25 protein-coding genes and 1 other annotated feature are annotated in these 25,714 nt (G+C 57.6%); of the genes, 21 read left to right on the top strand and 4 right to left on the bottom strand.

The features are described 5' to 3' along the window. Positions 1 to 24 precede the first annotated feature (24 nt). The 6 genes from nadD to leuS all read left to right on the top strand — a co-directional run bounded on the left by nadD (position 25) and on the right by leuS (position 6,168). Positions 25 to 615 (top strand): nicotinate-nucleotide adenylyltransferase, encoded by a 591-nt coding sequence (nadD, locus tag AC0YNU_RS28430; RefSeq protein WP_475762823.1) that lies wholly within the window; start codon positions 25 to 27, stop codon positions 613 to 615. Further along, positions 602 to 1,177 carry a bis(5'-nucleosyl)-tetraphosphatase (symmetrical) YqeK gene (gene yqeK, locus AC0YNU_RS28425; RefSeq protein WP_475762627.1) on the top strand — a complete coding sequence of 192 codons (576 nt, stop codon included), beginning with the start codon at positions 602 to 604 and terminating at the stop codon, positions 1,175 to 1,177. Before nadD ends, yqeK begins: the two co-directional genes overlap by 14 nt. Then, on the top strand, positions 1,174 to 1,521 hold the full coding sequence (rsfS, locus tag AC0YNU_RS28420) for a ribosome silencing factor (RefSeq protein WP_475762625.1): 348 nt from the start codon (positions 1,174 to 1,176) through the stop codon (positions 1,519 to 1,521). Before yqeK ends, rsfS begins: the two co-directional genes overlap by 4 nt. Then, positions 1,518 to 2,525, top strand: a complete 1,008-nt coding sequence (locus AC0YNU_RS28415) for a CvfB family protein (RefSeq protein ID WP_475762623.1) — start codon at positions 1,518 to 1,520, stop codon at positions 2,523 to 2,525. The genes rsfS and AC0YNU_RS28415 overlap by 4 nt, the downstream gene beginning before the upstream one ends. Positions 2,526 to 2,537: 12 nt before the next feature. Further along, on the top strand, positions 2,538 to 3,311 hold the full coding sequence (locus AC0YNU_RS28410) for a class I SAM-dependent DNA methyltransferase (protein ID WP_475762621.1): 774 nt from the start codon (positions 2,538 to 2,540) through the stop codon (positions 3,309 to 3,311). 92 nt (positions 3,312 to 3,403) lie between these two features. After that, positions 3,404 to 3,639: a binding site (T-box leader), on the top strand. A gap of 90 nt (positions 3,640 to 3,729) precedes the next feature. Beyond that, positions 3,730 to 6,168, top strand: a complete 2,439-nt coding sequence (leuS, locus tag AC0YNU_RS28405) for a leucine--tRNA ligase (protein ID WP_475762619.1) — start codon at positions 3,730 to 3,732, stop codon at positions 6,166 to 6,168. A 52-nt stretch (positions 6,169 to 6,220) separates the two neighbouring features. On the opposite strand, the gene comER is transcribed toward leuS, so the two are convergent. Continuing rightward, positions 6,221 to 7,060: a late competence protein ComER gene (comER, locus tag AC0YNU_RS28400; protein ID WP_475762617.1), complete on the bottom strand. Its 840-nt coding sequence runs from the start codon at positions 7,058 to 7,060 to the stop codon at positions 6,221 to 6,223. Positions 7,061 to 7,308: 248 nt separating this feature from the next. Here comER and AC0YNU_RS28395 point away from each other — a divergent pair, with 248 nt between their 5' ends. From AC0YNU_RS28395 to AC0YNU_RS28355, 9 genes are all read left to right on the top strand, one after another. Continuing rightward, positions 7,309 to 8,016 carry a ComEA family DNA-binding protein gene (locus tag AC0YNU_RS28395; RefSeq protein ID WP_475762615.1) on the top strand — a complete coding sequence of 236 codons (708 nt, stop codon included), beginning with the start codon at positions 7,309 to 7,311 and terminating at the stop codon, positions 8,014 to 8,016. Between the two features lie 68 nt (positions 8,017 to 8,084). Further along, positions 8,085 to 9,377, top strand: a complete 1,293-nt coding sequence (locus AC0YNU_RS28390) for a homocysteine synthase (RefSeq protein WP_475762613.1) — start codon at positions 8,085 to 8,087, stop codon at positions 9,375 to 9,377. A gap of 33 nt (positions 9,378 to 9,410) precedes the next feature. Beyond that, positions 9,411 to 9,941, top strand: a complete 531-nt coding sequence (locus AC0YNU_RS28385) for a deoxycytidylate deaminase (RefSeq protein ID WP_475762611.1) — start codon at positions 9,411 to 9,413, stop codon at positions 9,939 to 9,941. 139 nt (positions 9,942 to 10,080) lie between these two features. Beyond that, complete coding sequence (locus AC0YNU_RS28380) at positions 10,081 to 12,906, top strand: ComEC/Rec2 family competence protein (RefSeq protein WP_475762609.1); 2,826 nt, start codon at positions 10,081 to 10,083, stop codon at positions 12,904 to 12,906. A 361-nt stretch (positions 12,907 to 13,267) separates the two neighbouring features. Further along, complete coding sequence (locus AC0YNU_RS28375) at positions 13,268 to 14,053, top strand: gluconate 2-dehydrogenase subunit 3 family protein (protein ID WP_475762607.1); 786 nt, start codon at positions 13,268 to 13,270, stop codon at positions 14,051 to 14,053. A 21-nt stretch (positions 14,054 to 14,074) separates the two neighbouring features. Continuing rightward, positions 14,075 to 15,796 (top strand): GMC family oxidoreductase, encoded by a 1,722-nt coding sequence (locus AC0YNU_RS28370; protein WP_475762605.1) that lies wholly within the window; start codon positions 14,075 to 14,077, stop codon positions 15,794 to 15,796. Next, complete coding sequence (gene tatC / locus AC0YNU_RS28365) at positions 15,793 to 16,560, top strand: twin-arginine translocase subunit TatC (protein ID WP_475762603.1); 768 nt, start codon at positions 15,793 to 15,795, stop codon at positions 16,558 to 16,560. The genes AC0YNU_RS28370 and tatC overlap by 4 nt, the downstream gene beginning before the upstream one ends. A gap of 40 nt (positions 16,561 to 16,600) precedes the next feature. Further along, complete coding sequence (locus AC0YNU_RS28360; protein ID WP_475762601.1) at positions 16,601 to 16,801, top strand: twin-arginine translocase TatA/TatE family subunit; 201 nt, start codon at positions 16,601 to 16,603, stop codon at positions 16,799 to 16,801. Positions 16,802 to 16,813: 12 nt separating this feature from the next. Continuing rightward, complete coding sequence (locus AC0YNU_RS28355; protein WP_475762599.1) at positions 16,814 to 17,242, top strand: cupredoxin domain-containing protein; 429 nt, start codon at positions 16,814 to 16,816, stop codon at positions 17,240 to 17,242. Positions 17,243 to 17,473: 231 nt separating this feature from the next. Here the strand turns inward: AC0YNU_RS28355 and AC0YNU_RS28350 are convergent, their stop codons facing one another. Beyond that, on the bottom strand, positions 17,474 to 17,806 hold the full coding sequence (locus AC0YNU_RS28350; protein WP_475762597.1) for a hypothetical protein: 333 nt from the start codon (positions 17,804 to 17,806) through the stop codon (positions 17,474 to 17,476). 154 nt (positions 17,807 to 17,960) lie between these two features. Here AC0YNU_RS28350 and AC0YNU_RS28345 point away from each other — a divergent pair, with 154 nt between their 5' ends. The 4 genes from AC0YNU_RS28345 to holA all read left to right on the top strand — a co-directional run bounded on the left by AC0YNU_RS28345 (position 17,961) and on the right by holA (position 22,085). Beyond that, positions 17,961 to 18,920, top strand: coding sequence for a D-2-hydroxyacid dehydrogenase (locus tag AC0YNU_RS28345; RefSeq protein WP_475762595.1), 960 nt, complete (start codon positions 17,961 to 17,963; stop codon positions 18,918 to 18,920). 210 nt (positions 18,921 to 19,130) lie between these two features. Continuing rightward, positions 19,131 to 19,679: an RNA polymerase sigma factor gene (locus AC0YNU_RS28340; protein WP_475762593.1), complete on the top strand. Its 549-nt coding sequence runs from the start codon at positions 19,131 to 19,133 to the stop codon at positions 19,677 to 19,679. After that, positions 19,676 to 20,815 (top strand): anti-sigma factor family protein, encoded by a 1,140-nt coding sequence (locus tag AC0YNU_RS28335; protein ID WP_475762591.1) that lies wholly within the window; start codon positions 19,676 to 19,678, stop codon positions 20,813 to 20,815. Before AC0YNU_RS28340 ends, AC0YNU_RS28335 begins: the two co-directional genes overlap by 4 nt. A gap of 247 nt (positions 20,816 to 21,062) precedes the next feature. Continuing rightward, entirely contained in the window at positions 21,063 to 22,085 is a 1,023-nt protein-coding gene (holA, locus tag AC0YNU_RS28330) for a DNA polymerase III subunit delta (RefSeq protein WP_475762589.1), read from the top strand. A 118-nt stretch (positions 22,086 to 22,203) separates the two neighbouring features. On the opposite strand, the gene AC0YNU_RS28325 is transcribed toward holA, so the two are convergent. After that, a complete protein-coding gene (locus tag AC0YNU_RS28325; protein WP_475762587.1) occupies positions 22,204 to 23,046 on the bottom strand; it encodes an NAD-dependent epimerase/dehydratase family protein in 843 nt (280 codons plus the stop codon). Between the two features lie 119 nt (positions 23,047 to 23,165). Here AC0YNU_RS28325 and AC0YNU_RS28320 point away from each other — a divergent pair, with 119 nt between their 5' ends. After that, complete coding sequence (locus AC0YNU_RS28320; protein WP_475762585.1) at positions 23,166 to 24,002, top strand: helix-turn-helix transcriptional regulator; 837 nt, start codon at positions 23,166 to 23,168, stop codon at positions 24,000 to 24,002. A gap of 82 nt (positions 24,003 to 24,084) precedes the next feature. On the opposite strand, the gene rpsT is transcribed toward AC0YNU_RS28320, so the two are convergent. Continuing rightward, on the bottom strand, positions 24,085 to 24,357 hold the full coding sequence (gene rpsT / locus AC0YNU_RS28315; protein ID WP_161697389.1) for a 30S ribosomal protein S20: 273 nt from the start codon (positions 24,355 to 24,357) through the stop codon (positions 24,085 to 24,087). A gap of 192 nt (positions 24,358 to 24,549) precedes the next feature. Between rpsT and gpr the strand changes: the two genes are divergently transcribed. Beyond that, on the top strand, positions 24,550 to 25,554 hold the full coding sequence (gpr, locus tag AC0YNU_RS28310; RefSeq protein WP_475762583.1) for a GPR endopeptidase: 1,005 nt from the start codon (positions 24,550 to 24,552) through the stop codon (positions 25,552 to 25,554). Positions 25,555 to 25,714 lie beyond the last annotated feature (160 nt).

The raw sequence follows: 25,714 nt of genomic DNA, 5'->3' as shown, positions 1-25,714 counted from the left end.
AGCGAAAGGAGCTGCGGGCAATTGATTAAAGTTGGATTTATGGGAGGCACGTTCGATCCCGTTCATTACGGACATTTGCTTGCCGCCGAGACCGCCCGGGAAGCCTGCGGATTAGACGAGGTTTGGTTTGTACCGTCAGGAGAACCCCCGCTCAAGGAGTCCGGTCCACAGGCCGACGGCGCTTCCAGACTCGAAATGGTATACCGCGGCATCGACTTCCAGCCGCATTTCCGCGCGATGGACATCGAGCTGGAGCGGGAAGGCACGAGCTATACGATCGATACGATCCAGGCGCTGAACGAGCTGTATCCCGATCGCACGTTCAGCATCATTATCGGTGCGGATCGCGTCAACGATCTGCCGCAATGGCATGAGATCGAAGCGCTCGCGAAAATAGCGTCTTTCATCGGCGTTACCCGCGCCGGGGAATCTTTCCAACTGGAGCAGCTCCCAGCTTATATTACCGACAAGCTGACGCTGGTCGAGATGCCGCTGATCGATATTTCATCGACGGCGATCCGGGAACGGATTGCGGCAGGACGTTCCATTCGGTTCCTGGTACCCGAGAAGGTGCATTCCTTCATTCGGAGGTATGGACTTTATGAATCGCAATGAGATGATGGCGGCCGTCAAAGCCGAAATGCCCGAGCGGCGCTGGACGCATACGCTCGGCGTCATGGAAACATCGATACTGCTCGCGGAGCGGTTCGGCGGCGATCCGGTACGGGCGGAGCAGGCGGCGATTCTCCATGACGTGGCCAAATATTGGCCGACATCGCGCATGGAAACGATCATTAAGGAGCAGCACCTTCCGGAGGAGCTGCTTCGTTTCGATAAGGAATTGTGGCACGCGCCGGTCGGAGCGTTCGTCGCGGAACGGGACTACGGCGTGACGGATCCGGAGATTCTGGATGCCATCCGCTACCATACATCGGGACGCGAAGGCATGACGCTGATGGACAAAATCGTTTGCCTGGCGGACTATATGGAGCCTGGAAGGGATTTTCCGGGCGTGACGCACATTCGGGAACTGGCCGAGCAACATTTGGAGCAAGCGCTGATCGCGGGCTTCGATTCGACGATTTCCTATTTGCTGCAGCAGGGCAAGCGGATTTTTCCGCTGACCATCGCTGCGCGGAATGATTTGATTTTACGATTACGGGAGGCTGAGCAATGACAATTAGCTCTGAAGATTTGCTGCAAGCGGTAGTAGCAGCGGCGGAAGACAAGAAGGCGCAGAACATCGTGGCGCTGGATTTACAGAACATCTCGCTCGTCGCGGATTATTTCGTCATCTGCCACGGGAATTCGGACGTACAGGTACAAGCGATCACGACGGAGATCCGCAAGCAGGCGGAGGCGCGCGGCGTTCGCGTTCGCGGCATCGAAGGCGCGGACAGCGGCAGATGGGTGCTCGTCGACATCGGCGACGTCGTCGTCCATGTGTTCCATCGCGAGGAGCGCGAATATTACAGTATCGAACGTCTGTGGTCGGACGCGAAGGTTGTGGAGTTTGCATGAGCCTGATCGCAGGCACGACGATGAATCTCAAATTGGCGCGTGAAGTGTCGCCCTACGGTTATTTTATGACCGACGGCGAGAACGAAGTGCTCATGCATTATACCGAGCTTGTCGGCCATCGCCCGCAAATCGGGCAATTCTATGACGTCTTCCTGTTCTTCGATTCCGAGGACAGGATAGCCGCGACGATGAAAAAGCCGCTGATCCAGCTCGGACAAGTGTCCCGGCTCGCGGTGGCGGACATTCACCCGCGTATCGGCGCTTTCCTCGAGATGGGGCTCGGCAGGCAGCTGCTGCTCCCTTTGTCGGAGCAGCCGGAGCTGAAGGAGCTTCGTCCGAAGCGCGGCGACGAGGTGCATGTTATCCTTGCGCACGACAAGATCGGCCGTTTGGTAGCGAAGGTTGCGTTCGAGGAAGAGCTGGCCGAGCTGGCATTCAACGCGCCTACCACCTGGCATAACACCTGGATCGAGGGCTGGGTGACGAAGACCCTCAAGATTGGCTCGTTCGTCATGATCGACGGCGGCGTTCTAGGCTTCGGCGCATACGGCTTCATTCCGGCGGGCGACCGTACCCGGCTGCTGCGGCTAGGCGAACGCGTGAAGGCCCGCGTGACCTTCGTGCGCGAGGACGGACGCGTCAACCTGTCGATGAATCAGCGCAAGGAAGTCGGCCGGCTGGAGGATTCCGACCGGATTCTGGCGTTCATGAAGGAGCGCCCGAACGGCGCGATGCCTTACTCGGATGCAACCCAAGCCGATATCATCAAGCAAAAGTTCGACATCAGCAAAGGCGCCTTCAAGCGCGCGCTCGGCAAGCTCATGCGCGACGGGCTCGTCACGCAGGAAGGCAGCTGGACGAAGCTGACGGAGAAGGGCGCGGCTTCTGCCGCCGAAGAAGGCGAGACATCTGCTGAAGCCAACGTTTCGACGCCGGCGGCATCGGTTACGGCGAACGGGTCTTCGATCGGGCGACCAGCGCCGAAGCCGGACGGCTCGAAGTAGGGGGCGGCACGGATGGAAGCTTATACGCAGTTTGCCGCCGTCTATGACCGCTTGATGGCGGACATGCCTTATCCGGCATGGATCGCGTTCGCGGAATCCTGCTGGCAGCGGTATGGGAAGCCTTCGACTGTCGTGGATCTGGGCTGCGGCACGGGAAGCATTGCGCTTCCGCTCGCGCGCTCGGGTTATGCGGTATACGGCATTGATATCTCTTCCGATATGTTGACGGTTGGCCGCAGCAAGCAGGAAGACTCTGGCCCGGGGTCAGGGACTGGAGCTGGAGGCAGCGTTACATGGCTGGAGCAGGATATGACGGAATGGGAAATCGCCGAACCCGCGGACAGCGTGTTGTCGTTCTGCGACTGCATCAATTATTTGACCGAGGAAGACGACGTGATCGCCGCGTTCACGGCTACGCTCCGAGGCTTGAAGCCCGGCGGCGTGTTTCTGTTCGATGTCCATGCGCCCGGGACGCTTCGCCGGTATGCGGAGGAGCAGCCATTCTTGCTGGATGAACCGGACATCGCTTACATATGGACGAGCGAGCTGGACGAGGAACGGATGGAAATCGAGCATCATTTAACGATTTTCGCCGAAGCTCCCGGCAGCCGGGGGCGGTCGTATGCGCGCATCGAGGAAACGCATGTACAGCGCGCGTACGATGCGGAATGGATCAAGGAGGCACTGTTCGCGGTGGGCTTCTCGAAAGTGGACCTGTTCGGGGACTTCAAGCTGGATCCGGCCGATGACGATACGGAACGGTTGTTTTTTGCCGCCGTGAAGTGAAAGCTGTCGCTATCTTGCGGGTTTAGGCGCTTCTTGCCTTGACATTGGCTTTGCTACTTCTTTATAATCGAGCTAATCATGTTTATTAAATAAGCAAGGCGTTGAAGAGGAGCAGTAGCTTCGGGAGCGTTAGGTCAAGAGAGCCGGCGGGTGGTGGAAGCCGGACCAACGTGAAGCGAACTCGCCTTGGAGCCGTATGCAGCTGATGGAACGATCAGTGAAAGCATGCCGATTCGCCCGCGATAAGGGAATAGAGTGAACGGGCGGCAAAGAATGCCGACCGTTAACTAGGGTGGTACCACGGGAGCGTAATCCTCTCGTCCCTAGCGAATATCGCTGGGGGCGGGAGGTTTTTTTATTGCCTTCTGCGGTACGGGCATGCGCGCACAGGATGGATAAATAGGGAGGCTAATGGAAAATGACACAGGAACGCCAGGATCAACACGGTTATAACCCGCTTGTGATCGAGCCGAAATGGCAGCAGCATTGGGACGAGAACAAATCGTTCAAAACGACGGAGGACGCGGGCAAACAGAAGTTTTTCGCGCTCGATATGTTTCCGTATCCATCGGGAGCCGGACTTCACGTCGGCCATCCGGAAGGCTATACGGCTACGGATATCGTGTCTCGGTACAAAAGAATGCGAGGCTTCAATGTCCTCCATCCGATGGGCTGGGATGCCTTCGGACTGCCGGCCGAGCAGCATGCGCTCGATACGGGCGAGCATCCGCGCGAGATTACGGTCAAGAACATCAACAATTTCCGCCGCCAGATCAAGTCGCTCGGCTTCTCGTACGACTGGGACCGCGAATTCAGCACGACGGATCCGGATTATTACAAATGGACGCAGTGGATTTTCATCCAGCTGTTCAATAAAGGTCTTGCCTATGTAGCGGAAGTACCGGTCAACTGGTGCCCGGCGCTCGGTACGGTCTTGGCGAACGAAGAAGTTATCAACGGCCTCAGCGAGCGCGGCAACCATCCGGTAATTCGCAAGCCGATGCGCCAATGGGTGCTTCGCATTACGGAATACGCGGAACGCCTGCTCGAGGATTTGGAAGAGCTGGACTGGACGGAGAGCATCAAGGACATGCAGCGCAACTGGATCGGCAAGTCCAAGGGAGCGGAAGTCACGTTCGCGATCGACGGCCATGACGCTTCGCTCGTCGTCTTCACGACCCGTCCGGACACGCTGTTCGGCGCGACGTATTGCGTGCTTGCGCCTGAGCATGAGCTTGTGGCAGCCATTACGACGGCCGACCAGCAGGCAGCGGTGAAGGACTATCAGGATACGGCTGCGCGCAAGAGTGATCTGGAGCGTACGGACCTGAACAAAGACAAATCCGGCGTATTCACTGGCGCCTACGCGATTAACCCGATCAACGGCTCGCGCGTGCCGATCTGGATCGCGGACTACGTGCTGGCAGGCTACGGAACGGGCGCTATCATGGCGGTTCCGGGTCATGACGAGCGCGACTGGGAGTTCGCGAAGCAATTCAATCTGCCGATCCTGGAGGTCGTACAGGGCGGAGACGTGACCGAGGCGGCTTTCGCCGGCGAAGGTCCGCATGTGAACTCCGGCTTCCTGGACGGTCTCGGCACCGAGGAAGCGATCGCCAAAGCGATCGAGTGGCTCGAAGCAGAAGGCAAAGGCCAAGGCAAAGTGACGTACCGTCTTCGTGACTGGCTGTTCAGCCGTCAACGCTATTGGGGCGAGCCGATTCCGATTCTCCATCTGGAGGACGGCACGATGAAGCCGGTTCCGGATGATCAGCTTCCGCTTCTGCTGCCGGACGTTGATCAAATCAAGCCGTCGGGTACCGGTGAATCGCCGCTCGCCAACGTGACAGAATGGGTAGAAACGGTGGATCCGGAAACAGGCATGCGCGCGCGCCGCGAGACGAACACGATGCCGCAATGGGCGGGCAGCTGCTGGTACTACCTGCGTTTCATCGATCCGCACAACGACCAAGAACTCTGCTCCAAAGAGAAGCAGAAGGAATGGCTGCCTGTCGATCTCTATATTGGCGGCGCGGAGCACGCGGTGCTTCACTTGCTCTACGCGCGTTTCTGGCATAAGGTGCTTTACGATATCGGCGTGGTCGATACGAAGGAACCGTTCCACAAGCTCGTCAACCAAGGGATGATCCTCGGCACGAACAATGAGAAAATGTCCAAATCCCGCGGCAACGTCATCAACCCGGACGATATCGTGAACGTGTACGGCGCGGATACGCTTCGCATGTACGAGATGTTCATGGGACCGCTCGAAGCGACGAAGCCATGGAACACGAACGGCGTCGAAGGCATGTACCGCTTCCTCGGCCGCGTATGGCGTCTGTTCATCGGAGACAACGGCGAGCTGAACGAGAAGGTCGGCGGCGAAGCTTCGGATGCGCTCAAGCGCACATGGCACCGCACCGTGAAGAAAGTGACGGACGATTACGAGAACCTGCGCTTCAACACGGCCATCAGCCAGCTGATGATTTTCGTCAACGATGCCTACAAAGCCGAGGGGCTGCCGCGCGAAGCGATGGAACATTTCGTGCAAATGCTCTCGCCGCTCGCGCCGCACATCGCGGAAGAATTGTGGTCGAAGCTGGGCCGTACGGACGCTCTGTCGTATGCCGCTTGGCCGACGTACGAGGAAGCATGGACCGTCGACCAAGAGGTCGAAATCGTCGTGCAGGTGAACGGCAAAATTCTCGACCGCATCGCGATCGCAGCGGACACGGACGAAGCCGAAATGGAACGGATCGCTAAAGCGTCGGAGAAAGTGGCCGAAGCCATCGCGGGCAAGACCGTTCGCAAGCTGATCGTCGTTAAAGGCAAGCTCGTTAACATCGTAGTCGGCTAATCGGCATAGATACGAAAAAAGAGGTGAACGACCTCTTAACGCAAAGCATGCGTTAAGGGCCGTTCACCTCTTTGCCGTATAAAATGTCGGCGACCTTCTCCAGGTCCTCGCGATATTTGGCGTGGGTAGCCATGATGACGCGGTTGAACACGCTGTCGAGCTCCCGGTTCAGAAGCGCCAACGCCTGCGCGGTAATGCCTCCGGGAACGACGACCCGCGCCTGCAGGTCTTCCGGAGACATGCCGCCGGATGTCAGCAGCTGTCCCGTACCGAGGAGCATCTCGCTGGCGATCAGACGTGCCTGCTCGCGGGGGAGGCCGGTCTCCTCGGCAGCCGCGTCGATAAAGCGCTGCAGCAGGCAGGCCATGATGGCGGGACCGACGCTGGATAAATCCGAGACGATGCGCGTATGCGCTTCGTCGATTTGAAGGGGTTCGCTTATATAGGAGAGCAGGCCGTTCAGCCTGACGATGTCGGCGTCGGTCATGCGGCTGCCGTACATGCACAGCGAAGCGCCGCTGCACATGTAGTTGGTGATACTCGGAATGACCTTGGCGATTTTGCAGGGGAGCGAATCCTCCAGCTGCTCCAGCAGGACGGGGCTCGTAATCGAAATGACGAGTTGATTCGGCAGCAGATGATCGCGGATGGCGTCCAGCACCGTTTTGAATTCCACCGGCTTGATGCAGAGGAAGACGATATCCTGATCGATAACCGCTTCTCGGTTCGAAGGGACAGCCTTAAGGCCGGGATGACGGTCGGCTAAGCAAATGGCTTTCGCGAACGTTCGATTGCTGGCCGTAATTTGCGATGGCTTGAGTGCTCCCGATCCGATGAAAGCATCTATTAGCAGGCTGCCCATGCTCCCAATCCCGATAAACCCGACATTCATTGCAATCCCTCCCATGCGCCTTTTTTGCATCAGCGCAGCTTCAACAGCATTTTTCCAATCGGTAAAGCCCGCGCGCTGGCCTCGCTTCGCAAGCGTCAGCCATGCACAAGGCTGAACATTCGAGGCTGCGGCAGCGTGCAGCGTTCACCGGAACCATGATGCTCTTACTACGATATGCATACCGGCAAGGCCATCATGACCATTTTTATGGAAATCGTATCGTGCAACGATGAAAGGAGTGAAAGGTTGTGCTCAATCGATCAGGGTTGCGAAACAGATGGAAAGGCTATTGGCTTGGCGCGGGCTTGTGCATGGCAGTGTCCGCCGTCTTGATCGTTATGGCGCTGCTGCCGGGCGGTTCAAGCAACCAGCCAGGCTGGACGGCGATGAATGCGCAGGTAAGCCGCGCGCTGGCGCCGCTGGAGCAGCAAAAGGCGGAGGAAGAGAGAGACGCAGAGAAGAACGCAGAGAAGGACGAAGACGCGAAGCTTCCGACCAAAGCAGCTGACGTGAAGTCAGAGGCAACTGCTCCAATGTTATCATCACCAGAGTCGTCAGCGGCAACTGCAGATGAACAGGGCGATGTGAAGGAAGGAGCGGGTCCAGACATAAGAGGGGATGCATCTGCTGGAGCTGGAGCTGGCGCGGATTCGGACGAATTCGGGAGATCGGAGCAAACTGCGTCTAATGCACCCGCCAAGAATTCGGATCAGGCGGGTCAATCGGGTTCGACAACTCAACCGGACGCATCGGTTTCCGGCAAAATCGACGTCAACCATGCTTCGGCGGAGGAACTCGACGCCCTTCCCGGCATCGGTGCCGCGAAGGCGAGCGCCATCGTGTCGGAACGCGAGCGCAACGGGACCTTCCGAAGCGTCGACGACCTGCTCCGCGTCAAGGGTATTGGACCGAAACTAGTAGAAAAGCTGAAGTCTCTCATTGTTCTCGGCACTTGATTATGCGACAATGGAAAAGATAGGGTCTTTTTGGGGGCCCGTCCATTCATGTGAGGAGGAACGATCCAATGTCCGAGCAACGCAAACTTTCGATCGAAACGCTATCCGTTCACGCCGGCCAGGAAATTGACCCGACGACCCTTTCGCGCGCAGTGCCGATTTATCAAACGACTTCCTATGGTTTCCGAGACACGGACCATGCGGCGAATTTATTCGCCTTGCAAGAATTCGGCAATATTTATACCCGAATCATGAATCCGACTAGCGATGTCTTCGAGAAGCGGGTAGCCGCACTCGAAGGCGCTCCTGCCGCGCTTGCGGTCGCTTCCGGTTCTTCGGCGATTACATATGCGATTCTGAACATTGCCCAAGCCGGCGACGAAATCGTATCGGCCAACAGCTTGTACGGCGGTACGTACAACCTGTTCGCGCATACGCTGCCGAAGCTCGGCATCAACGTCGCGTTCGTCGACCCGTCGAACCCCGCTAATTTCGAAGCGGCTATCACGGACAAAACGAAAGCGCTGTACGCCGAAACGATCGGCAATCCGAAAGGGGACATCGTTGATATTCAAGCGGTGGCGGACATTGCCCATAAGCACGGCATTCCGCTGATTATCGACAATACGTTCCCGAGCCCGTACCTCTGCCGGCCGATCGAGCACGGCGCGGACATCGTCGTTCATTCCGCGACGAAATTTATCGGCGGCCACGGCACGTCCATCGGCGGCGTCGTTGTCGACAGCGGCAACTTCGATTGGAAAAGCAGCGGCAAGTTCCCGGGTCTGACCGAGCCGGATCCTAGCTATCACGGCGTCGTCTATACGGATGCCGTCGGACCGGTTGCGTATATTATCAAAATGCGCGTCCAGCTGCTGCGCGACACGGGCGCGGCGATATCGCCGTTCAACTCGTTCCTGCTGCTGCAAGGACTCGAGACGCTCCACCTGCGGATGGACCGCCATTGCTCGAACGCGCTGGCCGTCGCGCAGTTCCTGGAACAGCACGAGGCAGTCGAGTGGGTCAATTACCCGGGGTTGCCGAGCCATCCGTCTTACGATCTCGCGCAGAAATATTTGCCGAAGGGCCAAGGCGCGATTCTGACGTTCGGCATCAAAGGCGGCGTCGAAGCGGGCAAGAAAGTCATCAACGCCGTGGAGCTGTTCTCGCATTTGGCCAACGTGGGCGACTCCAAGTCGCTGATCATACATCCGGCCAGCACGACGCATCAGCAATTGGACGAAGAAGGCCAGCTCTCCGCGGGCGTATCGCCTGGAATGATCCGCTTGTCGATCGGCACGGAAGGCATCGACGATATTTTGCATGATTTAACACAAGCATTGGCGGCAAGCCAGCAGTAATCGGCAGGCCGCAGGAAGGAAGTCAAGTCAGACATGGCATCGGAAGTACAAGACAGCTCGAGAAAAGATTGGGATACGTATTTCATGGATATCGCGTATATGGTTTCGACCCGTTCGCGTTGTCCACGCAGGCATGTAGGCACGGTGCTCGTGCAGGGGAAGAAGCTGCTCGGAACCGCCTATAACGGCGCTCCGATGGGCGTAGCAGACTGCTCCGAGGACGGCTGCATGATCGTGGAGGAGTTTGAGATGCAAGCGGAGAACGGCGTGGAGCGCATGGTGAAGAAGCAGCGCTGCATCCGGACGATCCACGCGGAGCAGAACTTGCTGCTGTTCACGGATCGGGTCGATCGCGAGGGCTCTACGGTATACGTGACGGACCAGCCCTGCTGGACATGCGCCAACATGCTTGCCAACAGCGGCGTAAAGGAAGTCGTCTACCATCGCGCATACGTGAAGGACAGCGAGAAAGTCGTAGCGCTCATGCAAGTGAAAGGCATCGTGTTTCGGCACTTGCACGCCTATGAGGCGCCCCCTCAAGCGGGCATGGATATCACAACCTAACGGGTACTGCATACCAGGAGGAAGAACCTCTGGCTGCACCCGGGAAACTCCGTTCAGCTGTATATCGGCTGAGCGCAGCTCCCGCGGCGCTTCCAGAGGTTCTTTGCGTTTGATTAATAGGAAAGGGGCTGCGGTTAGGATGACGGAGAGACCGCTCGTTTGGTTTACGGTTTGTTGGGTACTGGGCAGCGGGACTGCCGCTTCCTTGACGTCGCGGGGCACGGTGCTGGCCGGTGCCTCGCTGCTCGCCATGCTGGCGGCTGCGGTGCTGCTGCGCCGTAGTTCCTGGCCGCTCGCCGCCGCTTGTTTGGCGGCGTACGGCTTGGCTGCCGGGCAGCGGACGTGGGCGGATGCCCGGAACGTGACGGCGCTGCCTGCAGAGTATGCAGCCGCAGTGGCGGCGTGGCCGGCAGACGCAGCCGAATATGAAGCGGAGCTGGCAGGGACAATCGTCTCGCCGCCGGAAATCGACGGCGATCGGGTGCAGTTTCGCGTAGCCGGCACCGCCATTGTGCTGAAAGGGACGGGTTCGTCAATGGCGACGCCGGTGAAGCTGGACGGCGAGCGGCTGCTCGTGCAGGTGAAGCTGGGGAAGGAAGAGGAACTGAAGGACGCGGCGGCATGGAAGCGCGGGCAGAAGGCGGCCGTGACCGGCGTGCTGTCGCTGCCGTCCTCCGGTACGAATTTCGGCGGCTTTGATTACCGCGCCTATTTGCATGGCCAGCGGATTCATTGGCTGCTCGCCGTGGACGGCGCATCCGCTGTCCGGGCGAGCGCCGGCTCCCGCTGGAGCGGCGCCGCGCTGCTGCAGCATATGGACGACGCGCGCGCCGCGCTCGGCAAACGGATGGACGCGCTGTACCCCGGCGTCCAGGCCGGATACATGAAAGGCCTCGTCCTCGGCATAAGCGATGATCTCGATCCCGCCATGTTCCGCCAGTTTTCGCAGCTCGGCCTCACGCATATCCTGGCCATCTCAGGCTTGCACGTCGCCGTATTCCTGTATGTGCTCGGCGGCCTGCTGCAGCTGCTGCGCATGACGCGCGAGCGCATGCTGCTCCTCATGATCGCGGCGGTGCCGATGTACGTGCTCCTCGCCGGCGCATCGCCGTCGGTGGTTCGCTCCGGCATCATGGCGATGCTCGGCTTGGCAGCGGCACGCCTGCACAAGCTGAAGGACGGCCTGCATTTGCTGGCCGCGGCCGCGCTGTTCATGCTCGTCTGGGACCCGTACATGCTGGGCAACGTCGGCTTCCAGCTGTCGTTTATCGTCACGGCGGGTCTCATCCTTGGCACTGCGCCGATCCGCAGACTACTGCCCCGCGGCCGGAAATGGTGGAGCACCTCGCTATTGGATCTGCTTTCCGTCACCTTGGTCGCGCAGGCCGTTTCGCTTCCGCTTACGATTTATTATTTCAATCAGCTGCATCTGTTGTCCGTCGCGGCGAACCTTGTGCTCGTGCCGTTCATCAGCTTCATCGTCATGCCGCTTGGCGGGGCATCGCTGGTGTTTGAAGGCCTGTGGCATCCCGCCGGCGCGTTGACGGCTCATATCGCGGCATTGGGCAACGAACTGACCTTCGGATTCGTCATGAAGCTGAGCAGCTTGAACCGCTTCCGGCTGATCTGGGCGACGCCGCCGTTATGGTGGGTTGCGGCGTTCTATGCCGCTCTGGGCGTCTTGTTCCATACGCTTAGCCGATTGCAGGCGACGGCTGCGCTGCCGGAGGTAGAAAGTGGGTATGACTCAGAAGTAGCGAAGACGGGCGCACCGGCGTGGTCGGCCCCGTTCATCGAGCTCCCGTCTGCGTCACCTGCCGCCGGGAGGAGAAAGCGTATCCTAATTGCGTGCGGCTCGCTGACATTGGCGGGCTTGCTTGGCGGTGCTTATATTCCGGATGCCCTCAATAGGAACGCCTATGTCGATTTCTTGGACGTCGGCCAGGGCGACTCCATCTTAATCCGAACGCCCGGTGCCAAGCATATTCTCATCGACGGAGGCGGGGCAGTCACTTTCGGAAGCCAGGAGGCTTGGCGGCAGCGCAAGGACCCGTACGAGGTCGGAAGGAAGCTCGTCGTGCCGCTTCTGCAGCAGCGGGGCGTGCATCGTATCGACCTGCTCGTGCTGTCGCATCTCGACAGCGACCATATTAAGGGCTTACTCGCCGTCATCGAGGCCATACCCGTTCGAGCGATCCTATGGAACGGGACGGTGAAGGACTCTTCGGATGCCATTTCGCTGCTTCAGGCAGCCGTCAAGGATGACGTCCCTCTCTACCGCGCGGTAGGAGGGCAGAGCTGGCAGATGGATGCCAGTACGTCTGTTGCGGTGGTCGGGACGCCGCCCAGCCTGCTTCGGCTTCCAAAGCTCGGAGCAACTGCCGCAGAGACGCCAATTGAGTCGTCCGAGGCGGTTACCGCTAAAGTTGGAGGTCATGGCGCATCCTTCGACACTGTCGTCCCGAACGCCGATGAGCAGAATGGGGAGAGTGTACCTCTGCTAGTTACGTTATACGGCCGGCAGTTTCTGTTCACAGGCGACGCCGATGCCGACGAGGAGCGAAGTCTATTAAACCAATTGCAGGCAACGAAGGGGACAGAGGAGCAGGCGAAGGAGTCGGGCAACTCCGAGGCGGCATCAGAGCCGCCGGCCGTATCCGAGCAGTCTCAGGTGATGGTGCCACTCGTTGATCATTCGGTAGACGTCATGAAAATTTCGCATCATGGAAGCAAATCCTCTACGACGGATGCTTGGCTCTCTTATTGGCAGCCTGCGCAAGCGGTCATCTCGGTAGGGCGCAACAATATCTACGGCCACCCCCATCCCAGCGTCATGGAACGGCTGAGGCAAGCGGGAGTTCCTGCCGCGAGAACGGATCTTAACGGGGAGGTGCAATTCAGAATCACATCCAGCGGAGCGATCAGTCAAAGGCATGCCAACCCCGAGCGCTTGTTGAGTAGGTAGAGGAGGTAGGAGGACCGCTTAGGCCCACTTGATCCGAAGGAGACAGAAACGAGCCTGCTCGCCGCGCGAGCAATCCTCCGCTTCCTCTTTTTTTATATACCGTCATATCTCTCCGCTGTCTTTCTTTCACTGCACGGTCATTTCACTCCACAGACACCCTACTCACCACCGGCCAGTCCTATCCCGTACTTCTCTCCTCTATAGCCAAATTCCAAAGCTGCCCCCCCTCAAAAAAAACGCTCCCGCACAGCGTTCTCCTCCCTTGGAAATATTCTTCTTTTGGCTTGGATAATGCCCCTTATGTTGGAAAGACTAAGCGAAGCGAATTCCTCCAACTTCCACAGAGAGAGGCGAATAAAGCATGGCGAACAAGAACGAATCTTCGCAGCAGCCGCGTGACGAGTCGCGCAGGCAGTTTTTGAAATACTCCGGAACCGCAATCGGCGGCGTTGTCGTCGGCGGCGTTATCGGCGGTCTTATCGGGGCAAACGCGAAATCGGATAAAGCCGAAGAAACACCTGCCCAGCCCGATACCGGCAAACCGGCGAAACCGGCTGACCGGGATTACAATCAGGCGCTCATGTTCTTCAATCAGGATCAGTTCATGACCGCGGAAGCGGCGTCCGAGCGGATCTATCCGAAGGACGATACCGGACCGGGGGCGAAGGAGCTTGGGGTTGCCTTCTTCATCGACCACCAGATGGCGAGCGCTTACGGCATGAACGCGCGCGAATATATGAGCCCGCCGTTCTACAAATCCGAAGCGACGCAGGGCTATCAGCTTACCTTCAAGCGCCGCGAGCTGATCGCCTTGGGATTGGATTCGCTGAGCATCTACAGCATGGACAAGTACCAGAAGGGCTTCCCGGATCTTGCTCCGGAAGAGCAGGACAAGGTGCTGGGGGATTTCGAGCAGGATGCCGTTAATCTGAAAGGCGTGCCGGCTTCCACATTCTTCGCCCACTTTCTGAATCTGACGATTGAAGGCGTCTACGCGGATCCGCTCTACGGCGGCAACAAGAACATGGACGGCTGGCGGATGCGCAATTATCCCGGCAACCAAATGAGCTTCACCGAACAAATCGACAAGGACGATTTCGTGAAAATGGAACCGTTAAGCTTAAGCGATCACTTGGAAATCGGCTAAGGGTAAAGGAGCGAACAGACTATGGCAACGAAACTTCCCAAAGTGCCCATCGTCATCGTCGGCATGGGCTGGGTAGGCGGTATCATCGCAGCGGAATTAACCAAGGCCGGCCATTCCGTCGTCGGCCTGGAGCGGGGCAAGAGCAGGAGCACGCAGGATTATTTCCATGTCCACGACGAGCTGCGCTACGCATCCCGCTACGAGCTCATGCAGGACTTGTCGAAGGAGACCGTTACATTCCGCAATACGAGCAAGCAGCGCGCGCTGCCGATGCGCAGCTACGGTTCGTTCCTCCTTGGGGACGGGCTTGGCGGCGCCGGCGTACATTGGAACGGCCAATATTACCGATTCCTCCCGTATGATTTCGAGATTCGCAGCAAGACGATCGAGCGTTACGGAGCCAAAAAAATTCCGGAAGGCATGGCCATTCGCGATTGGGGCATCAAGTACGACGAGCTGGAGCCGTATTTCGTCAAGTACGAGCAAATGGCGGGCATCGGCGGCGAACCGACGACGCAGGCGAACGTCGGAGCGATGTCCAAGGCGTTCCCGGTCGGCCCGATGAAGAAGACGCCGGGCATGAAGCTGTTCGAGGACGCGGCGAAGAAGCTCGGCTACCATCCGTATGTCATTCCTTCGGCGAATTTGACCGAGGTGTACAAGAACCCGGACGGCATCGAGCGGGCGCCTTGCCAATATTGCGGGTATTGCGAGCGGTTCGGCTGCGAGTACGGCGCGAAGGCGGACCCTGTCGTGACGGTGCTTCCGGTCGCCCAGAAGTCGGGCAAGCTGGATCTGAGAACGCATGCGAACGTAACGGAAGTGCTTCACGACGGCAAGAAGGCGACTGGCGTGCGCTATGTGAATACGCCTACGGGCGAAGAGTACATACAGCCGGCCGATATCGTCATCCTGTCGGGCTATCTCTTCACCAACGTGAGGCTGCTGCTGCTCTCGAAGCTGGGCAAGCCGTACGATCCGAATACCGATACCGGGGCGGTAGGACGCAATTACGCCTACCAAGTCAACGGCGCCAGCACGAATATCGTGTTCGAGGACCGGGAGTTCAACATGGCGATGGGAGCAGGCGCGCTCGGGAGCAGTCTGGACGACTTTAACGGCGATAATTTCGACCATAGCGACCTTAAGTTCCTCCATGGGGCGAACATTCGATTCACGCAGACGGGGCTGCGGCCGATCCAATACCAGCCTGCTCCAATGGGCACGCCGAAATGGGGCGCGGAATTCAAGAAGCAAACGCTGCACTACGCGAACCGCACGCTGACCGTGGCCGCTCAAGGGTCCAGCATGCCGTGGCGGCATCATTACCTGGATCTCGACCCCGAGTACAAGGATGCGCTGGGGCTGCCGCTGATCAGGCTCACGTTCGATTTCGAAGACCAGGACCGCGAGCTGGTCAAATACATCGCCGCCAAGACCAAAGAAATCGCCGACGGCATGGGCGGCACCAAGACGGAAATTCACGATTCCATCAAGCAATACAATATCGTGCCGTACCAATCCACCCATAATACGGGCGGAACGATCATGGGCAGCGATCCCAAGACGTCGGTCGTGAATAACTACCTGCAGATGTGGGATGCCGAGAACGTCTTCATCTGCGGCGCGTCGGCGTTCGCCCATAACAGCGGCTTCAATCCGACCGCGACCGTCGGCGCGCTTGCGTACCGGACCGCGGAAGGCATCGCCAAATATCTCGCCAAGCCGGGATCGCTCGTATGAGCGGCGGGGAGAACGGCGGCAAGCTGTCGGTCGACCGCGACCTGATTGCCCATCTGACGGAGCTGCGCAAGCGGCTGATCATCTCGTCGATCTGGTTTGTGCTGTCGCTTGCCGCCGGCCTGTACGTCTCTCCCCGCTTGCTGCATTTCGTGAAAACGCATCTCGGGTCCGTGCGGGTGGAATGGAGCGTATTCGCGCTTTCCGACGGCATCGCCGTTTATATGAAATGCGCCTTGATGGTCGGCTTGCTGCTCTCGCTGCCCGTGTTCATCTATCAGCTGTGGGCGTTCGCGAGACCGGGGATGACGGATACGGAAGCCAAGAGCACGCTTCTGTACGTTCCGCTGTCTTTCCTGCTTTTCTTGTTCGGGGTGTTGTTCGGCTACAGCGTGGCGCTGCCCATGATGATCTCGTTCATGGTCAAGCTGAATCGTTCCATCGGCGCGAACGAGGTGTACGGCATCCAGCATTACGTTTCGTTCCTGGTCAGCTTCCTGCTTCCGATGGGCATCGCCTTCGAAATGCCGCTTGTCATGCTGCTGCTGACCCGCATCGGCTTGTTGACGCCGGGCAAACTAAAGCAGGTGCGCAAATACGCCTATGTCGGACTGGCGGTGCTGGGCTCGCTCATCTCGCCGCCTGATTTCGTGTCGCATCTATCGGTGACGCTGCCGCTTATTCTTTTGTTCGAGATCAGCGCCTTCGTCAGTATCCGGTATTTCAGAAGAAGAGAGAAGCGAGCGCTCGAACCGGCGCTGCCTTGATTGTTAGGGTCGCCGAGAACCGCGAAAGGAGGTATAAGCCATGTTTAACAATGTAGGCGTTTCAGGCTTGATCATCATCTTGGCCATCGCGTTGATCGTATTCGGTCCTGCCAAGCTCCCGCAGCTCGGCCGCGCGTTCGGAGATACGCTTCGTGAATTCCGCAACTCCACGAAGGGTATCATAATCGACGATGCGGTTGAAGAGAAGCAGCCCGTCCAAGAATTGGAGCAAGCCAAATAAGGAGTGTTGAGAATGAACAAGCGGATTCGAGCCGGCCTTTTGACGGCGGTATTGATTGTCGCGGCCGTGCTCGCGCTGAGCGGCTGCGGCGGCAATAAAAACGACAATAACGGGGGCAATACGAATACGGGAACCAATAACGGCGGCAATGCCAATACGGGAGCCAGCTCCGGCGGAGAACAGACGATTACGGTCAAGGCGTCCAACTTCAAGTTCGATCAACCCGAGATCCATGTGAAACAAGGCGACAAGGTAACGATCAAGCTGGTGGATGAAGCCGGTCTCCATGGCTTCGCGATTCCCGACTACGACGTAGACATCAAGGAAAACGAAGGCACGGCCACCTTCACCGCGGACAAAACAGGCGAGCATCCGTATCACTGCTCCATCGTCTGCGGCTCGGGACACGCGAACATGGTCGGCAAACTGATCGTCGATTAGCCGCCGAGCACGAAAACAACGAAAGCCCATTTTCATCTGGCTGCAGATGAAAATGGGCTTTCGTATTGTTGTTGTCCTATGTGCTGCGATTGAAGCGAAGCGGCAAGGACGAGCGTAAGCGCCGTCAGTTCGAATGAGAGCGACTTTGGTGCGGAGCACCACGGGAGCGCTCATCGAATCTGACGGCACTGCAGCGGCGGCTCCGCAGGAGCGGCATTGGTGGTCAATCAGTCAGCACAGCTCCTTGATTTGTTTGGCCAGATCCATGCGCTGCAGCTTGAGCTGCCAGATCAAGTCCCGGATCGCCGACTCCTCCTCGTTATTGCTGCTCTGGCGCATCAGCGTGAACAGCTCCATCATTTTATAGTTGATGGTATTGAATTGCAGCCAAAGCTGCTCCTTCGTCCATTCTCGGAGCGTGTCGTCGTAGACATATTCCTGCTGGCGCAGCACAGCCTCGATTTCCGTCTGCCACGCTTGATCGCCGAGCGCCGCCGCATAATTGTACAAGTCCAAATAATCGTCGACCCACTGCTTATTCCATTGTTCTTTCGTGAGTGTCATCGTTAGACCCCTCCCGCCGGTTAGACCTTGCTTCGTTCATGGCAAATTTCAACAGTTATTGACCTCGATAATAAGTAACCGCATTCGATTGGTTTGACACAATTGGTCGTGGATGGTAATCTTTGTTCCAATTAGGAAGGAGGAACTGCAGCATATGGGTACGATTGTCTCCGTTCAATCATTTTTACCTGATCAAATCTCGGCGATTCAAGCCGCACTTCCTGACTTCGATTTCGTGGATGCTTCGGGACTCGATTCGGAGGCGGCAAGGAAGCAGTTGAAGTCCGCCGTAATTATTTTGGGCTGGAACCGCGACGTGAAGAAAACGCTCTTCGAAGAGGGCATTGCGCTCAAATGGCTGCAAAATTTGGGTGCGGGCGTAGATCATATTCCGCTGGACCGGATCAAGGCACATGGCGCGGCGCTCACGAATGCATCCGGTATTCATCCGTTCCAAATTTCGGAATCGATTTTCGCGATGCTGCTTTCTCTTACCCGTGGCGTTCACCGTGCCGTGCGCAGCCAGCTGGAGGGCAAGTGGCAGCCGTCGGCAAGTCTCGGCGAAGCTCATGGGAAAACCATAGCCATCGTCGGCGCGGGAGCGATCGGGGTGGAAACGGCCAAGATTGCCAAAGCGTTCGGCATGAGAGTGATCGGCGTACGACGCTCGGGGGCCAAGGCAGACGGCGTGGATGAAATGGTTGACCTCGCGAGGCTGGACGATGTCCTGGCGCAAAGCGACTATGTCATCAACTGCCTGCCGCTGACGGATGAAACCCGCTTCTTGTTCGGCAGAGCCCAATTCGAAATGATGAAAGCGACGGCTTACTATATTAATATCGGCAGGGGAGCCACAACCGACACAGCTGCCCTTCTGGATGCTCTTCAAAACGGGGGCATCGCAGGCGCAGGCCTGGATGTGTTCGAGCAGGAGCCGCTGCCGGAGGATCATCCCCTGTGGAAGTTGGAGAACGTGATCCTGACGCCGCACGAAGCGGGCAATACGGACAGCTACATAGAGCGGGCACTCGGTATCGTGCTCGATAACCTTGCCGATTATCGCAGCTTCGGCGCGCCGAAACGCAACCTCGTCGATTTGAATGCCCAGTATTAACGCCGCTTGACGCCGCACGAGGACCGTAACGCTGCTGGTAAATTCCTGGCAGGGTGTACGGTCCTTTTATTTTCTGCTATTCTTTTGATGTAATGCGCGAAATTTTCAGGGGTCGTCGACATCTTAAATTTTTATAAAAAAACTTTTATATGCGATGCAACTTTCGACGGAGCGTCTGCGTCTGTTAGATTGCAAGAGGGGGGATCCTCCGTGGTGGAGCCAGGCCTGATTAAAGCCGCACAAGCCGGCGATGGCGAAGCTCTTATTACTCTGTTGCGCCAGATCGAGAATCATGTGTACCGGACCGCGTTTTATATTGTCAATAATGAGCAGGATGCGATGGACGCCGCGCAGGAAGCACTCATCCGAATTTATACCAAGATCGGTACTTATGAGGAGAAGGCGCAATTCAAGACGTGGGTGCAGCGGATCGTTACGAATATTTGTATAGACAAGTTCCGGCGGAACAAGCCGACCGTTTCGATCGACGAGCACGACTTGGTGTTCAGGGATCAGCATTCCGTCGAGGAAGACGTCATGTCTGCCTATACCTCGCAGGATATTCGCAAAGCGATCGACAAGCTACCCGAGCATCATCGGGCAGTCGTGGTGCTGCGATATCTGCAGGACTTTTCTTACAATGAAATTGCAGATTCGCTTGATTTGCCGCTTAATACCGTAAAATCATACTTATTCCGGGCAAGGCAGCAGCTGCAGACGTACCTGCACGACTATCAGAGAGGAGGTGTCCGAGGATGAATTGTCAAGAGGTGATGGACTACATGCAAAGACAGCTTGACGGCGACCTGGATGAACAGGAAACCGCAATCTTGATGAGTCATACGCGGCATTGCTCCGATTGCGCAGCGATGTTTGAACGGCTTAAGCTGCTTTCCGCAGGGCTTGAAAGCTTGCCGAAGGTGACGCCGGGCTATAGCCTGGTAGATGCCATCCTGCCTCGGTTGGCGGAGCTTCAGTCCGCTTCCGAGCCGTCTATTCCGCAGCCGCATATCGTGATCGCAGGAGAAGAAACAGCGGCTCCGCGGCGATCAAAGCCGGCTGCGATCGGCTGGCGGCGCTGGCTTCCCGTCTCTGCGGCAGGCGGCGTCGTAGCCGCAGGCGTTATTCTAGGCATGTTTTTCTTGAACGGCCAGGGCGTGCATACGCTTCGGGATAACGGCAATATGGCTGCCGACGCGGACACTGCCGCAACGAGCAGCAACAATTCCGCCGCCGACAAGTCGGACAGCTTGGCGGAGTCGAGTGCGACATCCAATATGGCGGACAACAAGAAAGACAGCAGCAACGTGAGGGCGCAAGGCGCCGAGAACGATGCCGCTCAGAACGGCGTTGCAATGAGCAAAGAGCTGAACGTTGATCCGAACGGAGAACCGATGCCGCCGATCACGGGGGGCGAGCAAGACCGGGTTACGGCAGATCAGAATTCGAATTCCCCTAATCAATCGCTTGATGCGGCCGATTCCGGCAACACCGGCGATACAGCCACGCAGGATGGCGCGAGCGATCAAGCCCCGGCCGCAGGCGGTAATGCGAAGGATGGCGTCACGAACGACGGGGCTGGCAAGTCGGGCAATACAGGTAACGGCGGCGGGAATTCGTTGAAGCATACCGATCAGCTTGCGACGATCATGGCCTCGCCGATTTCGCCGGATCAACAATACCAGGCGTTTATCGTAGAAGACAAGGTGTTGGTCTATACGGTCAGCGACAGCGTTTCGGTATTCGAAGGCGTGAAGCGAACGGGAATCGCCGATCTGAAATGGTCCGACGATTCGAAGGTGCTTACCTACACGAGCACGCAAGCCGATGGCTCCAAGATTACGTATGTCGTGGATCCGAAAGCGGGAACGGAGCAAGTGCAATCTAGCAAATAATGCTTTTGCCCATGCACACAAGGCGGGATATTCGCGTATGGTGTAGGGTAGAAGAAAGTCATGGGACGATCAAGAAAGCCTTGACGTCGTATGACCATTCGCAGCCGGTACCATGGGCCGATCGCTCGCGAATGTTTATATAGATGTTCGGGGACGAAGGGATACGGCGCAGAACGCCGCATCCCTTTGTTGCGTTTTGAACGGAATGGCGCTATCGTTTAGAGGAATGCGTAAGGGGGACGAGCGGGTGGAGTTGAAGGATGCCGCGAAGGAATGGAAAGCGGGGCAGTTCAGGCCCGTTTATGTGTTATATGGGAAAGACCGTTATCGCATGAGACAGTTCGTCGAAGCTTTGACGGACAAGCTGCTGCCGGAAGGCGAGCGGGAGCTGGGCATCGTGAAGTACGACACGTCGGAGACGCCGATCGAGGAAGCGGTGGCGGAAGCCGACACGATGCCGTTCTTCGCCTCGCGCAAGCTGGTGCTCGTTCGGGATGCATCCGTGCTTGCGGCTGCCACGGGCAAGGAGAGCAAGCTTCAGCATAGCACGGACACGCTTATCGCCTACGTGAAGCAACCGTGCGAGAGCAGCGTGGTCGTCTTTCAAGTCATGGCGGAGAAGCTCGACGAACGGCGCAAGGTCGTCAAGCTGCTGAAGGAGCAGGATGCGCTGATCGCGTTTCAGGAGCTGCAGGAGCAGGACCTTCTGCAGTGGACGGTGAAGCGGGCGGAAGAGCAGGGACGGTCCATGGGCCGAGAGGCCGCGCAGCTCCTGCTGGTCCGCACAGGGGCGAATATGCAGCAGCTCGCGCATGAAGTGGACAAGCTGTGTCTGCATGCCGGCAGCGGCGGTCAGATCACGAGCGAGCATGTCGAGACGCTGATCGCCTCGACGGTAGAGGAAGACGTATTCGCGCTCATCGATGCGATGGCATCGCTTAACGTGGAGAAGGCGCTCAAGCTGTATGCCGAGCTGCTGCTGCGCCGGGAAGAGCCGATCAAGATCGCCGCGCTCATCGCCAGACAGTTTCGGATCATGCTGCAGGTGAAGGAGCTGGAGCAGCATAATTACTCCCAGCAGCAGATGGCCGGGCAAATCGGACTGCATCCTTACGCGGTCAAGCTGGCGGCCGAGAAGGCGAAGCGCTTCACGGCCCAGACGCTGGGCCGCCATCTGAGCAGGCTGGCGGAGCTTGATTACGGGATGAAAACCGGCCGTATCGACAAGACGCTTGGTTTGGAGCTGTTTCTGTTGTCGCTCGCAGCGTGATCCTTGGCGGAGAAGCCCAGAGGCGCATGCAAGCAGCAGGAATGACCGCAACAATAAGACAGCAGCCTAGGACATTCATAAGTCCAAGGCTGCTGTCTTCGTTGGATGCGAGCGAAACCTATAGCGCCCCCGCATCTCTTGCGGTGTAGAACGACGGGTAGATCGGTCGATAGTGCAATTCGTCTCTGATGCGCGTCGTATCGACGACCATGTCCCAGGCATCGAATTCTTGCTGCACAGCTTCAAGCGTATTGTCGCTATGATGAAGCTGCAGCAGCTCGGCAACGGAGATCGGCGCGTCGTCGCCGACATTGTATATTCGGCCATCGACGCCCGGCGCTGAAGCCGCGAGCATCAGAGCTTGTCCAACGTCCGCGTGGTGTGCCATGTGGAATCGCTTGGCCGGATGCCAATTACGCAAGTACGGCAAGAATTCCGCGATATGCGGATCGCGTTCGCCATAAACGAACGGAAGCCGAACGATGCGTAATCCTAATCCATTTTCGAGATGTAAATTTAATAGCGCCGTTTCAGCTTCCGCTTTGGATTGCGGGTAAGCAAACGCAGGGTTCAATGCGTCGTCTTCGCGGTTCGGTCTCGCGCGATTCGACGAGCCGTATACGTTGTTCGTGCTCGCGAAAACAAACCTGGGGACGCCAGCCTGCAGCGCGGCGAGAGCTAAAGCGACGCTGCCGTCGATATTCGAGCTGCGCGCGGTGTTCTCGTCGACGCCGCGGAATTGCGCTGCCAGATGAACCACCGCATCGATGCCGCGGAGCGCATCCGCATAGTGTTCCGGCTGCAGAAGATCGCCTTCTGTAATCTCGGCTCCTTGCCGGCGAAGGTGATCCGCCTTCGCTGCGTCCCGTACCAGCAACGTCACGCGATGACCGCGCTGCAGCATGCGCGGGACGAACCGGCTTCCTACCTTCCCCGTTGCGCCCGTTATAAATACGTTCATGATTCATTTTCCTCCTCGATAGTATCGACGTCCTAGCGACAGTATAATAAAACGGACAAGAAGCTGCCTTCCTGCGATTATCGTAGGATTGAAAGTGTCAGGATAAGGAGGGGTCACGATTGGAACGCGTTTTCTCCGCCATGTCATTGGGCGAATTTCTGCGTTCGCGCCGCGAGCGCCTTACGCCGGAAGACGTAGGTTTGATCTCGCACGGACGACGGCGGACTCCGGGGCTGCGAAGAGAAGAAGTGGCGCAACTCGCCCACATCGGTACATCGTGGTATACCGCTTTGGAGCAGGACAGAGACGTCCATCCGTCCGAAGAGGTTCTGGATAGCCTGGCCACGGCGCTGCGATTAACCGAGGATGAGCGCCGCCATCTGCAACTTCTTGCAAGACCGGTGAATTACGAGAAGCGAGAAGACCAGCTTTTAAATACGGGTTTGGAGCGCACGATCATGTCGCTTGACCCGAATCCGGCATTCGCGATCGGGAGATGCTGGGATTTGCTGATGTGGAACAAGGCCGCCGAGGTGGTGTTCCGCTTGCCGTCGTTCGCGGATTCCCTCGCACCGAGACCCAATTGGATGAGACATCTGTTGTCGAGTGACGCGCTAAGCGAGGACATCAAGGAATGGGAAGCGAAGATGCAGGTGTTGATTGCGCGTTTTCGTGCGGACTACGCGTACTTTCCAGCGGATGAGGGGTTTAAGCGGCTTATCGAGGAATTTATGGGGACCAGCCGGTTTTTTCGTGAATTTTGGCCGCTGCATGACGTTAAAGCCGTCATGGACCATCGCAAACACAGCTATGAACCGCGGATCGGAGAAATGGAGTTCGAGCATGTGACGTTGCAGCCGCCGGCCAATCCCGAGCTTAAAATCATGATTTTCGCGGCTTCGCCGGCTACGGCAGAGCGTTTGCGAAGTTTCCTGAGCACGCGGGAGCAGGGATGACGCTGCATGAAGAGAAAGAAAGGACATTAAAAAAGTCCTGCGCCTTCGCCGAAGCGAGGAGCAGGACTTTCGTTCGTTTGGTTTAAGCTTGAGCGCTAAGTGCGTTCAATTTTTTAGCCAAGCGCGACTTTTTGCGGGCTGCAGCATTTTTATGGATCAGGCCTTTAGTTGCAGCTTTGTCCAGCTTTTTAGTGGCAGTGATCAGAGCAGCTTTCGCGGCTTCAACATCAGTAGCAACTACAGCTTGGTCAGCAGCTTTAACGGCCGTGCGAAGCGCGGATTTTTGAGAAGCGTTCAAAGCGCGGCGTTTCTCGATCGTCTTCACGCGTTTGACGGCGGATTTAATGTTTGGCATTGCATTCACCTCCTGTAAAAAGGGAAAACCCTTTGTAACAAACACAACTTGACACAGTGTATCATGGGCAATGACAAAAAGCAATAGCGCTTCCTGATTCGAATCCGCTCGAACCTTGCCGCTAACCGCATAATTCAAGTCCGGCTTCGACAAACTAATGCCATTCGACGATGGAAGGAGCGCCCTTATTATATGAGTGACCTTGATCTGCAGCGATTTAACGTTGGCATCGACTTGGCGCTGGAAGCGAAGGAATTAGCGGAGTCCAATGGAAGCGGACCGATCCCCGGCGTATTGTCCGACGTGACGGACGAAGACGGCATCAAGATTACGCGGCTCGACGTGACGACCGAGGAAGGCTCACGGATCATGGGGAAAATGATCGGCCACTACGTGACGTTCGAGGTGCCTGAGCTGCGCAAGCAGGATACCGGTTTGCAAGACCGCGTCGCGACGAAGCTGGCACAGGAGTTTGCCGCCTTCTTGGAGCGCATCGGAATCGGCAAAGACGCGAACGTGCTCATCGTCGGTCTAGGCAACTGGAACGTAACGCCGGATGCGCTCGGGCCGATCGTGGTGGAGAACGCGCTCGTCACTCGCCACTTTTACGAACTGATGCCGAATGAGGTCGCGCCCGGTTACCGAAATGTAAGTGCGATCGCTCCGGGCGTGCTTGGCATTACCGGAATCGAGTCCAGCGACATCGTGCAGGGTATCGTCGACCGGTCGAAGCCCGACGTCATCATCGCCATCGACGCGCTCGCGTCGAAAGCGCTGGAGCGGGTCAATACGACGATTCAAATCGCCGACACCGGCATTCATCCCGGCTCCGGCATCGGCAACAAACGCCGCGGCTTGACGAAAGAAATTCTCGGCGTTCCCGTCATTGCGATCGGCGTCCCTACCGTGCTTTACGCTTCTACGATCGTAAGCAACAGCATCGACCTGCTGCGCGAGCATCTGAAGAAGCACGCGGGCGACAAAGAAGGGTTCATGGGTCTGCTCGATGCCATCGACGAGAACGAGCGCCTGCAGCTCGTCCGGGAAGCACTGGGACCGCTGGGTCACGATCTGCTCGTAACGCCCAAGGAGATCGATCAGTTTATCGAGGATATCGCCAATATCGTGGCCAGCGGACTGAATGCGGCGCTTCACGAGGCCGTCGACAAGAGCAACGTGGCTGCCTATACGCACTGACGGGGATCTTCCGTCTTCTCGCAAGCCCCTCGGCCTTCAAGGCCGGAGGGGCTTTTTTGTCATGTCCGATCCGGTGTGCCGGGTTGGCAACTGCGATCAGGCGAGGCGGCGTTTATCGGCCATTGGCGTCTCTATGAATCTAGCAAGCTAGCACTTGCCC

This window comes from Paenibacillus sp. J31P316, assembly GCF_056269105.1.
This window is presented reverse-complemented; position numbering and strand designations above follow the sequence as displayed.

Coding starts and splice junctions, on each gene's coding strand:
- yqeK (WP_475762627.1), top strand. CDS start 602: ATGAATCGCAATGAGATGATGGCGGCCGTCAAAGCCGAAATGCCCGAG.
- rsfS (WP_475762625.1), top strand. CDS start 1,174: ATGACAATTAGCTCTGAAGATTTGCTGCAAGCGGTAGTAGCAGCGGCG.
- AC0YNU_RS28415 (WP_475762623.1), top strand. CDS start 1,518: ATGAGCCTGATCGCAGGCACGACGATGAATCTCAAATTGGCGCGTGAA.
- AC0YNU_RS28410 (WP_475762621.1), top strand. CDS start 2,538: ATGGAAGCTTATACGCAGTTTGCCGCCGTCTATGACCGCTTGATGGCG.
- leuS (WP_475762619.1), top strand. CDS start 3,730: ATGACACAGGAACGCCAGGATCAACACGGTTATAACCCGCTTGTGATC.
- comER (WP_475762617.1), bottom strand. CDS start 7,060: ATGAATGTCGGGTTTATCGGGATTGGGAGCATGGGCAGCCTGCTAATA.
- AC0YNU_RS28390 (WP_475762613.1), top strand. CDS start 8,085: ATGTCCGAGCAACGCAAACTTTCGATCGAAACGCTATCCGTTCACGCC.
- AC0YNU_RS28385 (WP_475762611.1), top strand. CDS start 9,411: ATGGCATCGGAAGTACAAGACAGCTCGAGAAAAGATTGGGATACGTAT.
- AC0YNU_RS28380 (WP_475762609.1), top strand. CDS start 10,081: ATGACGGAGAGACCGCTCGTTTGGTTTACGGTTTGTTGGGTACTGGGC.
- AC0YNU_RS28375 (WP_475762607.1), top strand. CDS start 13,268: ATGGCGAACAAGAACGAATCTTCGCAGCAGCCGCGTGACGAGTCGCGC.
- AC0YNU_RS28370 (WP_475762605.1), top strand. CDS start 14,075: ATGGCAACGAAACTTCCCAAAGTGCCCATCGTCATCGTCGGCATGGGC.
- tatC (WP_475762603.1), top strand. CDS start 15,793: ATGAGCGGCGGGGAGAACGGCGGCAAGCTGTCGGTCGACCGCGACCTG.
- AC0YNU_RS28360 (WP_475762601.1), top strand. CDS start 16,601: ATGTTTAACAATGTAGGCGTTTCAGGCTTGATCATCATCTTGGCCATC.
- AC0YNU_RS28355 (WP_475762599.1), top strand. CDS start 16,814: ATGAACAAGCGGATTCGAGCCGGCCTTTTGACGGCGGTATTGATTGTC.
- AC0YNU_RS28350 (WP_475762597.1), bottom strand. CDS start 17,806: ATGACACTCACGAAAGAACAATGGAATAAGCAGTGGGTCGACGATTAT.
- AC0YNU_RS28345 (WP_475762595.1), top strand. CDS start 17,961: ATGGGTACGATTGTCTCCGTTCAATCATTTTTACCTGATCAAATCTCG.
- AC0YNU_RS28335 (WP_475762591.1), top strand. CDS start 19,676: ATGAATTGTCAAGAGGTGATGGACTACATGCAAAGACAGCTTGACGGC.
- AC0YNU_RS28325 (WP_475762587.1), bottom strand. CDS start 23,046: ATGAACGTATTTATAACGGGCGCAACGGGGAAGGTAGGAAGCCGGTTC.
- rpsT (WP_161697389.1), bottom strand. CDS start 24,357: ATGCCAAACATTAAATCCGCCGTCAAACGCGTGAAGACGATCGAGAAA.
- gpr (WP_475762583.1), top strand. CDS start 24,550: ATGAGTGACCTTGATCTGCAGCGATTTAACGTTGGCATCGACTTGGCG.